The following is a 12,046-nucleotide window of genomic DNA, read 5'->3' as shown; positions in this document are numbered from 1 at the left end:
TTATTACTGCTATCGGCACTTCTACTTCCTTTTATGACTATCAGCCAAGCCGTGGCGGCCAATGCGCCACTGCGGGGATGTGTCTTCCAGCTGGCACCGCTGGTCACCATCGATCAGCAGGGCAAGGTCTCCGGGCCGGTGATCGACTACTTTCGCCGCCACATCGAACCCGTGATCGGGCGCACCATCGAGTGGCAGGGGCTCAATGTGGCGCGGCTGCTCAGTAACCTCGAGAGCGGCGAGTGCGATCTGACCCCGCTGCTGAGTTACAGTCCCGAGCGTGCCCGTCACTTCCGCTATATCGACCCCCACCTGTTGCTGCTGCGGCCGGTGCTGGTGGTACTGGGGCCATCGCGACTTCACTCGGTCGAGCGGCAGGAAGATCTCTACGGCACCACCATCGGCTGGTCGAGTCAGGCGATCGTGCCGCCGCTATTGCAGCATCCGCAGATCCATATCGACACCCTCTCCCAGCTCAGCTGGGAGCATGGCAACATGCAGAAGTTGCTGCGCGGGCGGATTGATGCCGCGCTCTTCTCCAACGATATTTCCGCCAACCATTTTCGCGCCAAGCTCCCTGCGGCAACTCGCCTGATCTACCTGCCGGTCACCCCGCTGCAGGTGCATATCGTGTTGACCAAGTCGCTGGGGGATGCCAACCCCGAGCTGGCGCAGCGCATGCGCCAGGTGGTGGAGCGGGTGCCGCTCGCCTCGCTGGTGGAGTCGACCCCGCGGCTGTGGGGGCGTTGAGCGGGTGCTGTGTGCAATAATCTACAAGCCCAAGGCCCGCTGCTGGTGTATCTATAACCCATGAATACTACCGATTCCCTCATCCGCTACTGGCAATCCCCGCACCTGCCGGGGGTGGAGCTGTCGCACTCCCACCACAGGGCGTTCAGCTACGGCCGCCATGTCCATCTCGACTACCATATCGGGCTGGTGCAGCGGGGTGGCCAGAAGTTTATCCACAAGGGAAACAGTCACCATCTGGTGCGCGGGGTGCTCTCTACCGTCAATCCGGATGAGGTGCACGACGGCCTCAGCCTGCTGCCAGAAGGGTATGAGGTGCGGGTCTTCGCCATCGATCCGCAGCAGCTGGCGCTTTGGCTGCCGGAGCAGCCGGAACCCTTCTTCGACAAGGGATTGCAGAGCCGCCCCGACCTCTATCAGGGCTTTGCCCAACTGCACGGCTATCTCGACAACCCCAAGGTCGATGGCCTGTTGATCGAGAGCCAGCTGCTGGCCCTGCTGGGGGAGCTGCTGCATCTGGCCCCCGAGGTACACCAGCTGGCCGATCCTCAGTTGCGATTCTTGCGCGACTACTTGATGGCTGCTCTCGACGAGCCCCACTCGCTGGAGGAGCTGGCGGGCTTGCTCGGGCTCGACCGTTTCGCCTTTTTGCGCCAGTTCAAGAAGCGCAGCGGCATGACCCCCTACGCCTGGTTGAAACGGCTGCGGCTGGAGCAGGGCAAGCGGCTGCTGGCGAGCGGCATGGCGGTGAGCGAGGTGGCGCTGGCGGTCGGCTTCTTCGATCAGAGTCACTTCCACCACGGCTTTCGGCAGGCTTTTGGCCTGACGCCCGCCGAATTTCGTGCCCAGATGCAATCTTTTACAAGCCGCAGCCCCCGCTGATCCGCCATGCTGGCTCTCCGTTGTTAAAGCGAGAGTTGTTATGTTGACCAGTCTGTTCGTTACCCTCGGCCTGATGCACCTGATTGCACTGGCCAGCCCAGGCCCCGATTTTGCCCTGATCCTGCGCACCAGCCTGCACCGGCCGACCGCCCTTGGCGCGGCGCTGGGCATCTCGCTGGCGATCATGGTGCACGCCACCCTGAGCCTGACCGGGATCAGCATGCTGATCGCCAGCCACCCGCTGCTGTTTATGGTGATCAAGTGCTGTGGCGCCCTCTATCTGGGCTGGCTGGGGTGGGGCGCCCTGATGGCGGCTCGCCAGCAGAGCAGCACCGTCATGGCCAGCGCCGCCAACGAGCTGCGCGGCTGGGGCAAGGGCGTGCGCACTGGCCTCGCCACCAATCTGCTCAACCCCAAGGCGCTGGTGTTCTTTATCGGTCTGCTGGCGGCCATGGTGACGCCAGAGGTGGATGGAGTGACCCGCAGCCTGCTGGTGGGCGAGCTCTTCATCATCTCCCTCTGCTGGTTCGGCCTGCTGGCGTGGAGCCTCTCTACCGATCGCGCCCAGCGCCTGTTGCTGCGGGTGCAGCGGCCGCTCAATCTGGTGACCGGCGTGCTGTTTGCGCTGGTCAGTCTCTCCATTCTGGTGAGCATGGGGGCCGAGCTGGTGGCCTGACGAGTCGGCGCAGGGGCCTATACTCCAACAAGGTTTACCTGTCAGGAGTGTTTGGCCATGCGTCTACTGCCTCTTTGCTGGTTGCTGGGGGTGACCCCGGCGTTGGCGGCCCCGGTTCAGCTCAAATTGCTTGAATGGGGCTATCTGCCCGCAGGCTACGAACAGCAGTTTGCCGACTACGCCAAGGCCCATGGGGTGGCGGCAACGGTCAGCCGGATCGAGCCGTTGCTGACCGATTTCGACAGCGTCTACCGCGCCCTGCGCACCCGCAGCGCCGATGTGGTGCTGCCGACCAGCTACTTCTACAAGGCCCATCACCAGCCGTTGTTCAAGCTGCTGCTCCCCATCGATTTCAGCCGCCTGCAGCACTACGCCGAGGTGAAGCCCGCCCTCAAGAACACCGAGTATGACAAGCAGGGGGAGCGCAACTACTCGGTGCCCTTCTCCTACGCCATGTTCAGCCTCGCCTACGACAGCAAGCAGGTGGCGCAGGCGCCCACCAGTTGGCAGGTGCTCGCCAACAGTGCGCCGCCGGGCCAGTTTGCCGAGTTCTGCGACCAGTTCGAGCCGCTGCTGTTCTCGGTGCTGCTCTCCCTTGGCAAGTCGCCCGCCCTGTTTGCCAGCGGCGAGATGCTGGCCGACAAAAAGTTGCAGCAGGAGGTGGAGCTGCAGCTGTCGAAACGGCTGCAAGCCAGTCGCGGCTTCTGGTTCAATCAGGCCAATCGCTGTGAGGATCTGAGTCAGCAGAAGTTTGCCACCACCTGGGGGTTGGAGCTGGTGGCGTGCAACCAGCAGAACGACCAGCAGTGGCGGATCGCCATGGTGCAGGAGGGGGCCATCTATGCCCTTGATGCGCTCTCCATCGCCCGCCATGTTGGCGATGATCCCGCACGGCTCAAGGCCGCTTACCTGCTGGTGGATTTTCTGCTGAGCGCCCCGTTGCAGCGCCAGATGCTGGTGGGCACGCCCACCATCTCGGCCAGCAATATTGCCTCCCGGCCGCCCCTCAGCCCGCAGGAGCAAGCGGTGCTGCCGGATCGCCCGCTGCCGGAGTTTGACGAGCGGCTGCTGGTGCCCGCGCTGCCCGCCCATATCAAGAATCGCTACAAGCGGATGGTGCAGCAGGCGATCGTCGCCAGCGGCAAAGGGGAGTTGGTCAAGCAGTGCCCCTGGGATCTGGATAACTGATTTGTGGCCTGCCGCTTGTCCGGCGGCAGGCCCGTTTGCGCAGGATGGCTGGTGATCGGTCATCGCCCGTTCTGAAGTATTTCCCCGTGCAACTCACGCCGCCTACGGGCCCGCATCGTTTGAAAAAACAGAAAGCCCACCGCAGCCCCATGTAGCCGGATTAAACAACCGACCCCCGCCAGATCACCGCCCACACTCTCACCGATTCTGTACAAAAGTGCCGCAATTGTGACAACTTGGATGTGAGCTGAACAATCTTGATCTGTCCCTTGTGGGAAGGTAGTGAATCGGTTATTTCTCTGTGTTATTGGCGGCATCCAGCACGGGTTCTCCAGCCATGTGGTGCGAAATCCATAGCAAAAACAAACCGTAAAATGCAGGAGCAAATATGCAAAAGGTCGTGATGGTTGTCGTGGCTGCGGCCCTTCTGGGTGGCTGCGCCGTCAAGAATCAGGTCTCCTACAGTTTGCAGTCGCTGCAGACTGTCCCCCTCAGCGCCTTCCAACCGAGCGAGAGCAACCCCAACCAGCGCGTCTACAAGGAGCCGGGCGTTAATCTGCGCCAATACAATGAGGTGCTGCTCGATCCGCTGCAGTTTATCCGGCAGGAGAATGGCCAGTGGTATCTGCTGACCGCCAACGAACAGAACCAGATTGGCCGCTACTACCACGACAAGTTCCAGAGCGAGCTGATCAAGCAGGGCGTCAAGATTGGCACTGCCCCTGGCCCGAAAGTCATGCGGATCCAGGCCGCCGTCACCAACTTCGACCTGACCCGTCCCGACCCCAAACTGCGGGATCTGCTGCCGGCCAAGATCGCCATCAACGTCACCCGCGAAGTGATCGGTAAGGAGCCCTATTTGCTCAAGGTGGGCAGCATGGCCCAACTGCTCGACTCCCAGAGCGGCAAGCTGCTGGTGCGGGTGATGGATGCCCGCGAAAGCCCGGACACCACCCACAAGGATTCGCCCATCACCGCCGAGGAGATGGAGAAGATGATCGATCAGTGGGCTGCCAATCGTGCCAAACAGCTGGCGGACAATATTGGTAAATAAGAGTGGAAAATAAGGGCGGCAAACAGGTGCCGACAAGATCGAGAGAGGGAGCCAGCGGCTCCCTCTTTTTTGTCTGCATTTTTTGTCCGCGCCGCTGCCGCTGGCATGGCCGCGCAGCCCTTGCAGAATGGGGAATCGACCCGTAGCCGAGTCCGCCGTCTCGCCGTCAGCGGTGAAACCGGCCGCCTATTTCTGCTTTTCTCCCCCGTATTCTGGCAGTTAGGATGACCCCTCCCGTGACCGTATCCTCATAGCATAAGGAACCACTATGACCCGTCACCCCAGCATCAAACACTGGAGCGAGCTGCAAGAGCAGACGCCGCGCTACTACTCCGGCAGTCAGGAGCCCCTTTCCCGCGGCTGCGCCCTCGGCAAACACTTTGGCTTTAGCCGGATCGGCATTCACCACGAGATCGTCGAGCCCGGCCACCGCACCAGCTGGCCCCACGCCGAAAAGACCGAGGACGAGTTCGTCCACGTGCTGGAAGGGACGCCGGATGTCTGGCTCGATGGGGTGCTCTATCGGCTGCAACCGGGCGACTCGGTGGGCTTCAAGGCCGGTGACGGGCTGTCCCACGCCTTTATCAACAACACCAACGAGCCGGTGCGGCTGCTCTGCATCGGCGATACCGATCGGGAGGACAACCGCATCCACTATGCCGTGCACCCCGAGCGCAATATCACCCTCGGCAAGCTGCACTGGGATGACGTCCCCGAGCGTGAGTTGGGTGATCACGACGGCCTGCCCGACCAGCTGCGCGAGAGCAACGGTCCCTTCTAGGGCGCAGCCCTTCTGCGCACCAGCCCTGCACCACCCGACATAAAAAAGCCTGCCGCGTGGCAGGCTTTTGCTATCTGGCGGCCGTATGTGGGCGGCGCTTATTGCAGGTTGAGCCCGCCCAGAAAGTCGCGCTTGCCGAGATCGACCCCGGCCTGGCGCAGCAGGGCATAGGTCATGGTGAGGTGGAAGTAGAAGTTAGGAATGCCGTACTCATGAACGCAGGTATGGCCATCCATCCCCTTGCCACCCGCCCAGTGCGGCACGTAGCGGGCGCTGGCGTACTGGCTGTAGTCCGAATCCAGCTTGCTCTGCAGATAACTGATGGTCTTGCCGATATGGGCGCGCAGATCCGCCATGGTCTTGGGGTCGTCCCCCAGCACAGGCGGCTCGCTGTGGCTGGCGGTGGCGACCACGGAGCGGGCCGAATCGCAGCAGATCAGCACCTGCTTGGACAGCGGCAGCATATCGACGATCAACCGCTCGCCGAAGAAGTTCTCCACGTTGAACTGCTTCGCCGCAGCGTGGGCTTCGGCCTTGGCCAGACAGTGGTCGAGGTTGGTCAGCATCTTGATAAACTGGGCGGTAATGTCGCGATTCATGAGCACTCTCCATCTTGTTGAAACAGCGGCCTGCTTGCGTGGCCGCGGTGAATGAGACTGGCTAATCGGCCACCAATATACTCCATCCCCTGTCAGGTTCGAGCCCGTGGTGGCAAAAAGGGCAGGGGAGGTGTGCGCCACACGACAGACTGTGGCGATCAGCGAGCGGCGCGCTGCCAGAGCAGTGTCAGGCCAATGCCAATCACCAGGATCACACCGAAAACGAACGCCAGTCCATCAGGGGAATCCTGTGTCTTGGCAACCAGTACGCAGGCAGCAAAGGTGCAGAAAATCCCCACATAGATGCGCCAGAACCGCGGAAAATCGGTAATGAATTCGATAAGGTCGACCAGATCATCGAGCAGTTGCAGCAGTGACATCATCCCCTCCGGCGACGCCGTTATGCTTTGTTCCCCTCCAGCTTGGCATGACAGAGCGGCAGACGGAATCAGCGATGGCGATACCCAACCGGGCTAACCGGGGGCTGGCCGCGTGAGCGCTCGCTTTTTGAACCTACGAGTCCCTCATTGCCCCTTTTTTGATCTGTGACATAAATCACCTTTTTTCAGGGGCGTAGGCTGAATGTCGTTGTCCTGGACACTCGTCTGCGTATCCGTCAGGACACCAGCAAAGGAGAATGACATGAAGATCTATGACCGTAACCGCAATGCGCTGAACCTGGGTCAGCGCGTGATGATTGCCGCCACTGGCGCAGTCGATTTTCTCAAAGAGGCCCACACCGACCACATGACCCCCTATCAGGCGGAGCATGAGAAGTGCGTGCTGCTGGCAAACACTCAAGAGCGCTACGCGCCCATCGAGTTGATTAGACTAGGCTGATCCCTTTCTCTGTCACCCTACTCTTTACAATTCACCCGGCCGCCGCGCCCCATCTGGCGGCCGGGTTTCTGATCTCCCCCCTTCATCCCACCAAATGCTGAAAAATTGAGCCGAGTCACACCCCGATCGATTTGAGCGATTGTCAGCCAGCACAGCCCCATGCGAACCTTTCTTTCCCGTTAACTCACTAAAAACAAAAACTATGTTCAGGCAAATAATGATGAGCGCTGCCCTGCTGTCGGCGGCGCTGCTTTCCGGTTGTGCTTCTGTACCTATGGCCGATGCTACCGCAGACGCGCAGGCCAAGCAGTTTGTGGCGCCCAAGGATGCGGCCAACCTCTATATCTATCGCAACGAGACCTTTGGCACGGCCGTTAAAATGCCGGTGCTGGTGGATGGCTCTGCCGTAGGCGATACCGTGGCCCACAGCTATATCCTCAAGCAGGTGACGCCGGGTAGCCACACCATCACCTCCAAGTCGGAGAACGATGCCACTCTGACCCTCAGCACCGAGGCGGGTAAAAACTACTACGTCTGGCAGGAGGTCAAGATGGGCCTGCTGATGGCCCGCTCCAAGCTGAGTCAGGTCAGTGAAGAGGAGGGTAAGCAAGGGGTGATGGAGAGCAAGTTGGTCAAGTGACCAGATATCTGCACCTAAAAATGCAGCGTAGCCTCGCTGGCTACGCTGTTGTCAAAGTGGTGGTTACCTATGGTCGCTGCAAAGGAGTTCAATTGCTTGGCAGAGATCGGTTCGAAATTTGTTAAACGTCGGCATATCCAGCCGATCCAGCTCAATCGCCTCTACTATCGGCCAGAGATCGCCACGATGATAATCTGGGTTCTCGAGCAACCGGCCAAGGACTCGTTTAGGTGCTCGTTCTGGTGAGCGATCATTGCCTGATAGCTGGGACTCAAGCAGTTCACAATACTGATAGGCATCAGGTTTACACGAGCAGATCAGCCAAGCCTCTGAGGTCGGCTGAGGCACCATAGCCACGCCTCGCCCAGAAAAACCTGCGGCGCGAAAGCCTTCATTGACTGCTTGTACTAGATCTTGGGGATGATGTTGTTCGCTCTGCGTGCCATCGGTATCGTGAAAATAGATAGCCAGTTCTGCTTGGGTTGGCGTTCCTATCTGCTGGGCTAATTCACCAAGAACAGCCGCTCGCTTGCTGTGAATTAGGTAGCCCGTTTTGGTATTTTTACTGGGAAGTTTAATTCGACTCATTTTTGTTTTTTGCGCCATGTGCGCTTTGGCGACCAATACCGAGGGTATCGTGTGCTCTTGGTTGTCATTAAACTGATCGCCATTCCAATCTGGCAGATGACGCAACAGCAAGCGGTGAGCCAAGCGCAATATGGGTCCGACCTCAAGGTCATCTCCCTGCGCATAGGGTTGAGCATTGCGACTACGACCCAGATCGGTTGAACCTTCGCCAAACACCAATAAAGTTTGCAGCATGGTCAATCCCCCTTGTTAGAGAGTGCTGCCATTTGCTCTGCTGCTTCGGCCACTTTGGGGAGTGAGACGTCCAGCATGGATTCGCCTGGTGCAAGGCACTCGAGTCGTCCTGCTACCATGGGAACATCGAAAAAACGTACAGCTCGGCTGAGTCCGTCTGGGCGCTTGTAGATCAGCACGACACTTTTTTTGGCAATCTCATCTTCTAAATAGTTGAGCACCATTGGGCTGTGGGTTGTCACTAGCAATTGCTTGGGTGAACTGACTAATGCATCGACCAAGGCTTCGGTGATCTCAGGGTTAACACCGTTCTCGATTTCATCGAATAGTACAAATTCATAGGGGCTAAATTGTTGGGCTAGAATGGCCAATAGCCGCAGCATTCCATCGTTGATATGCCGAGCCTCGGTGACCATGTCTGTCTCAAATAGACTCGCCTGTCTATCTATGTCCGTAGCTTGGTAACGTTCATGTAACTCTAGTTTGATAGCACCACCGCGCAGTACGCTGGTGTGGAGCTTAGTTACTTGGGGGTAATAGCACTGCAAATTTTGTAGCAATTGTTCACGTTCTGGCATAGCCAACTGGTGAATAAAAGCACCTAATTGCTGGCCGCCATTACCTATGTCATTGGCATAGTTAGTCAGCTTTGTCTTTCTTCTCAGTTGTTCTGGGGAAAGCAAATCCAAAGAGCGAATAGAAATAATACTTTCACGCAGATCTCTCAACAATGGTGAAAGTTGGTTAATTCTTAGCTGGGAAAGGAGTGACCCTTCGTAGATAAATGGGATTTCGTTCCATTGCTCTGGGCTAGATGTCTGGGAGCGATGCCAGTATTTCCCACTTTTTAGCTCAAAAAAAGTACCGTCTAGACGAAAGCTGCCGTCGTATGACCAAGAGCCATCGTTTAGCAGATTAGTGACTTTGGTTGTCTCACGGGTACAAGCGAGGCGAGTGCGATTGAAGGTGGCCTCCCATCGCAATTTCCTACCTTCAATTTCCAGCTCGATAGCAAGATCGATATTGGATTTGTTGCCAAATCGGCTAGTCAGGTCTGCTGCAGACCAGCCACGGGCATCCAGCCACGATCTCACTTCACCACTCATCACATGAGAGGCGAAGTCGAGCGCCTGCAGCAATGTGGTTTTACCTGCCCCGTTGAGACCAATCACGCAGTTAAAGCGAGAGAGGGGCAGGCTAAACCCTACCAAGGATTTGAAGTTATCGATTTCAAAACGGGTCAGCATTTGCTGTTCCTTTTGTGCTGGTTCTGACGTTTTTTACCCACTTGGTTTGAGCTAATGTGAGTGGGACTATTTATTTGTGATTTTAGGCGCTTCGCATTATCGCTGGAAGGAGAGGATTAGTCGTCTCTAGGTGCGTTCCCGAGCGGTTCATTTATCTGAAATATCATTCTGACGTCGATCGCGCAACTTAGCATTCGAGCAACCACTTCGAACATACCGTTGAATTGTGCCCTATTGCACATCTGTAGATGTAGACTTGAACCAACCCAGCCTAAGCCGGGTTGGTTTCATCAAGAGCGGGAAAATCAGAGCGCTTCCAATCTGGCATAGGCCGTCACCAGCCACTTGGCGCCGACCTCGTCGAACTGGATCTGCACCCGGCTCTGCTGGCCGACCCCTTCGAAGTTGAGCACTATCCCTTCCCCGAATTTCGGATGGAGCACCCGCTGGCCGAGCTTGATGCCGCTGGCGTCGAAGCTCTGCTGCACCTCGTTCTGGCTAAAGCGGCCGTACTGGGTGGGTCGGCTCACCTGAGTGCGCAGCCGGATCTCTTCCAGACACTCGGCGGGGATCTCGCGGATAAAGCGGCTCACGCTGTGCTGCATTTCACGGCCATAGATGCGGCGGCTCTCGGCATAACAGATGTAGAGCTTCTCCATGGCGCGGGTCATGCCGACGTAACAGAGGCGCCTTTCCTCTTCCAAACGGCCCGACTCCTCGGTGGATTGCGGGCTGGGGAACATTCCTTCTTCCACGCCGACCAGCAACACTAGCGGGAACTCCAGCCCCTTGGCGCTGTGCAGGGTCATCAGCTGCACCGCGTCGGCATATTCGTCCGCCTGACTCTCGCCGGATTCCAGCGCCGCATGGGCGAGGAAGGCGGAGAGATCGCTCATATCCTCCAGCTCGTCCGGGCGCTTGTATTGACGGCAAGCGGTGACCAGTTCGTCAAGGTTCTCTACCCGCGCCTGGGATTTCTCGCCTTTTTCCGCCAGATACATCGCCTTGAGGCCGGAGTGCTGGATGGCGATATCGGCCTGCTGGTGCAGCGGTAGCATGCCGACCAGCTCTTCCAGTGAGTCGATCAGATCGACAAAGCCGCGTACCGCGTTACCGGCGCGACCGGTCAGCACCTTGTCGTTGAGCAGCCCCTTGGCCGATTGCCAGAGGTTGAGCCCCTGATCCCGGGCGTTGCCGCGCAGGATCTCAAGGGTGCGATCGCCGATGCCGCGGGTCGGAGTGTTGACCACCCGCTCGAAGCTGGCGTCGTCGCCACGGTTGTTGATCAGCCGCAGGTAGGCCATGGCGTCTTTGATCTCTTGCCGTTCGAAGAAGCGCAGGCCGCCGTAGATGCGATACGGCATGGCGTCCTGCATCAGCGCCTCTTCCAGCACCCGTGACTGGGCGTTGGAGCGATAGAGGATGGCGCAGTCAGCCAGCAAGCCGCCCTTTTCCTTCCAATCCTTGAGGCGGCCGACCGCGAAGCGGGCTTCGTCCACCTCGTTGAAGGCGGCGTAGAGGGAAATCGGGTCGCCCTCGGCCCCTTCGGTCCACAGCTCCTTGCCGAGCCGATCCGAGTTGTTGGCGATCACGCTGTTGGCGGCTTTGAGGATATTGGCGGTGGAGCGGTAGTTCTGCTCGAGACGGATGGTCTCGGCCCCCTGATAGTCGGTCAGGAAGCGCTGGATATTCTCGATCTTGGCGCCGCGCCAGCCGTAGATGGACTGGTCATCGTCGCCGACGATCATCACCTTGCCGCTGCTGCCCGCCAGCATTCGCAGCCAGGCGTACTGGATGCCGTTGGTATCCTGAAACTCGTCCACCAGGATGTTCTGGAAGCGGTCGCGGTAGTGCTCGAGGATGTGCGGCCGGTTGAGCCACAGCTCGTGGGCGCGCAGCAGCAGCTCGGCAAAATCCACCAGACCGGAGCGATCGCAGGTCTCCTGATAGGTCTGGTAAATCTTTTGATAGGTGCGGGTGACGGGGTCGCCGTAAAGATCGATGTCGCCGGGGCGCAAGCCCTCGTCCTTCTTGCCGTTGATGTAGCTCATCACGGCGCGCGGGGCCCAGTGCTTCTCATCGAGGTTGAGCGCCTTGATGACGCGGCGGATCAGCCGGTACTGGTCATCGGAGTCGAGGATCTGAAAATCCTGCGGCAAGCCCGCATCCAGATGGTGGGCCCGCAGCAGGCGGTGGGCGATGCCGTGGAAGGTGCCGATCCACATGCCGCGCACGCCGTCGCCGATCACTTTCTCGACCCGGCCGCGCATCTCTGCCGCTGCCTTGTTGGTAAAGGTGACCGCGATGATGGAGAAGGGTGAACAGCGTTCCACCTGCATCAGCCAGGCAATGCGGTGCACCAGCACCCGGGTCTTGCCCGAACCGGCACCGGCCAGCACCAGCAGATTGCTACGAGGGGCCGCAACGGCATCTCTTTGTTTGTCGTTGAGCCCGTCGAGCAGGGTTGAAACGTCCATCACCACTCCTGTTTATTTATACAGGCGGGGATTATACGGCCATCCCCCTGTCAGACCAAATCCAAACTCGGGGCCGGGGCGCGATGGGGG

Annotated in this window: 13 protein-coding genes; 8 read left to right on the top strand and 5 right to left on the bottom strand. The window is 58.8% G+C overall.

Going from position 1 to position 12,046, the window contains the following annotated elements:
* Window positions 1-33 precede the first annotated feature (33 nt).
* The 6 genes from CF137_RS03050 to CF137_RS03025 all read left to right on the top strand — a co-directional run bounded on the left by CF137_RS03050 (window position 34) and on the right by CF137_RS03025 (window position 5,331).
* Window positions 34-750, top strand: a complete 717-nt coding sequence (locus CF137_RS03050) for a substrate-binding periplasmic protein (RefSeq protein ID WP_139717815.1) — start codon at window positions 34-36, stop codon at window positions 748-750.
* A gap of 60 nt (window positions 751-810) precedes the next feature.
* Window positions 811-1,632 (top strand): helix-turn-helix transcriptional regulator, encoded by an 822-nt coding sequence (locus tag CF137_RS03045; RefSeq protein ID WP_139717813.1) that lies wholly within the window; start codon window positions 811-813, stop codon window positions 1,630-1,632.
* Window positions 1,633-1,672: 40 nt separating this feature from the next.
* Window positions 1,673-2,308, top strand: coding sequence for a LysE family translocator (locus tag CF137_RS03040; protein ID WP_139717811.1), 636 nt, complete (start codon window positions 1,673-1,675; stop codon window positions 2,306-2,308).
* A gap of 57 nt (window positions 2,309-2,365) precedes the next feature.
* Window positions 2,366-3,496 carry an ABC transporter substrate-binding protein gene (locus CF137_RS03035; protein ID WP_139717809.1) on the top strand — a complete coding sequence of 377 codons (1,131 nt, stop codon included), beginning with the start codon at window positions 2,366-2,368 and terminating at the stop codon, window positions 3,494-3,496.
* Window positions 3,497-3,884: 388 nt separating this feature from the next.
* Window positions 3,885-4,550, top strand: coding sequence for a DUF3313 domain-containing protein (locus tag CF137_RS03030; protein ID WP_139717807.1), 666 nt, complete (start codon window positions 3,885-3,887; stop codon window positions 4,548-4,550).
* Between the two features lie 268 nt (window positions 4,551-4,818).
* Window positions 4,819-5,331 (top strand): cupin domain-containing protein, encoded by a 513-nt coding sequence (locus CF137_RS03025; protein WP_139717805.1) that lies wholly within the window; start codon window positions 4,819-4,821, stop codon window positions 5,329-5,331.
* 98 nt (window positions 5,332-5,429) lie between these two features.
* Here the strand turns inward: CF137_RS03025 and CF137_RS03020 are convergent, their stop codons facing one another.
* Both CF137_RS03020 and CF137_RS03015 read right to left on the bottom strand, forming a co-directional pair.
* Entirely contained in the window at window positions 5,430-5,930 is a 501-nt protein-coding gene (locus CF137_RS03020; protein WP_139717803.1) for a DUF1993 domain-containing protein, read from the bottom strand.
* A gap of 158 nt (window positions 5,931-6,088) precedes the next feature.
* Complete coding sequence (locus CF137_RS03015; RefSeq protein WP_108613259.1) at window positions 6,089-6,310, bottom strand: hypothetical protein; 222 nt, start codon at window positions 6,308-6,310, stop codon at window positions 6,089-6,091.
* Between the two features lie 262 nt (window positions 6,311-6,572).
* On the opposite strand from CF137_RS03015, the gene ydfZ reads away from it, so the two are divergent.
* Together ydfZ and CF137_RS03005 are read left to right on the top strand one after the other, a co-directional pair.
* On the top strand, window positions 6,573-6,770 hold the full coding sequence (gene ydfZ / locus CF137_RS03010; RefSeq protein WP_139717801.1) for a putative selenium delivery protein YdfZ: 198 nt from the start codon (window positions 6,573-6,575) through the stop codon (window positions 6,768-6,770).
* A 202-nt stretch (window positions 6,771-6,972) separates the two neighbouring features.
* A complete protein-coding gene (locus tag CF137_RS03005; RefSeq protein ID WP_124243327.1) occupies window positions 6,973-7,410 on the top strand; it encodes a DUF2846 domain-containing protein in 438 nt (145 codons plus the stop codon).
* Window positions 7,411-7,473: 63 nt separating this feature from the next.
* Here the strand turns inward: CF137_RS03005 and CF137_RS03000 are convergent, their stop codons facing one another.
* The 3 genes from CF137_RS03000 to uvrD form a co-directional block, all read right to left on the bottom strand.
* Window positions 7,474-8,232 carry a hypothetical protein gene (locus CF137_RS03000; RefSeq protein WP_139717799.1) on the bottom strand — a complete coding sequence of 253 codons (759 nt, stop codon included), beginning with the start codon at window positions 8,230-8,232 and terminating at the stop codon, window positions 7,474-7,476.
* Window positions 8,233-8,234: 2 nt separating this feature from the next.
* Complete coding sequence (locus tag CF137_RS02995; RefSeq protein WP_139717797.1) at window positions 8,235-9,479, bottom strand: AAA family ATPase; 1,245 nt, start codon at window positions 9,477-9,479, stop codon at window positions 8,235-8,237.
* 305 nt (window positions 9,480-9,784) lie between these two features.
* Window positions 9,785-11,956, bottom strand: coding sequence for a DNA helicase II (gene uvrD, locus CF137_RS02990; RefSeq protein ID WP_139717794.1), 2,172 nt, complete (start codon window positions 11,954-11,956; stop codon window positions 9,785-9,787).
* Window positions 11,957-12,046: the final 90 nt, after the last annotated feature.

The organism is Aeromonas sobria (assembly GCF_006243315.1).
Classification (GTDB): Bacteria; Pseudomonadota; Gammaproteobacteria; order Enterobacterales; family Aeromonadaceae; genus Aeromonas; species Aeromonas sobria_A.
This window is presented reverse-complemented; position numbering and strand designations above follow the sequence as displayed.

What these genes read in the sequence shown, in the direction of transcription:
- CF137_RS03050 (WP_139717815.1), top strand. Translation starts at nt 34, where the DNA reads ATGACTATCAGCCAAGCCGTGGCGGCCAATGCGCCACTGCGGGGATGT.
- CF137_RS03045 (WP_139717813.1), top strand. Translation starts at nt 811, where the DNA reads ATGAATACTACCGATTCCCTCATCCGCTACTGGCAATCCCCGCACCTG.
- CF137_RS03040 (WP_139717811.1), top strand. Translation starts at nt 1,673, where the DNA reads ATGTTGACCAGTCTGTTCGTTACCCTCGGCCTGATGCACCTGATTGCA.
- CF137_RS03035 (WP_139717809.1), top strand. Translation starts at nt 2,366, where the DNA reads ATGCGTCTACTGCCTCTTTGCTGGTTGCTGGGGGTGACCCCGGCGTTG.
- CF137_RS03030 (WP_139717807.1), top strand. Translation starts at nt 3,885, where the DNA reads ATGCAAAAGGTCGTGATGGTTGTCGTGGCTGCGGCCCTTCTGGGTGGC.
- CF137_RS03025 (WP_139717805.1), top strand. Translation starts at nt 4,819, where the DNA reads ATGACCCGTCACCCCAGCATCAAACACTGGAGCGAGCTGCAAGAGCAG.
- CF137_RS03020 (WP_139717803.1), bottom strand. Translation starts at nt 5,930, where the DNA reads ATGAATCGCGACATTACCGCCCAGTTTATCAAGATGCTGACCAACCTC.
- CF137_RS03015 (WP_108613259.1), bottom strand. Translation starts at nt 6,310, where the DNA reads ATGTCACTGCTGCAACTGCTCGATGATCTGGTCGACCTTATCGAATTC.
- ydfZ (WP_139717801.1), top strand. Translation starts at nt 6,573, where the DNA reads ATGAAGATCTATGACCGTAACCGCAATGCGCTGAACCTGGGTCAGCGC.
- CF137_RS03005 (WP_124243327.1), top strand. Translation starts at nt 6,973, where the DNA reads ATGTTCAGGCAAATAATGATGAGCGCTGCCCTGCTGTCGGCGGCGCTG.
- CF137_RS03000 (WP_139717799.1), bottom strand. Translation starts at nt 8,232, where the DNA reads ATGCTGCAAACTTTATTGGTGTTTGGCGAAGGTTCAACCGATCTGGGT.
- CF137_RS02995 (WP_139717797.1), bottom strand. Translation starts at nt 9,479, where the DNA reads ATGCTGACCCGTTTTGAAATCGATAACTTCAAATCCTTGGTAGGGTTT.
- uvrD (WP_139717794.1), bottom strand. Translation starts at nt 11,956, where the DNA reads ATGGACGTTTCAACCCTGCTCGACGGGCTCAACGACAAACAAAGAGAT.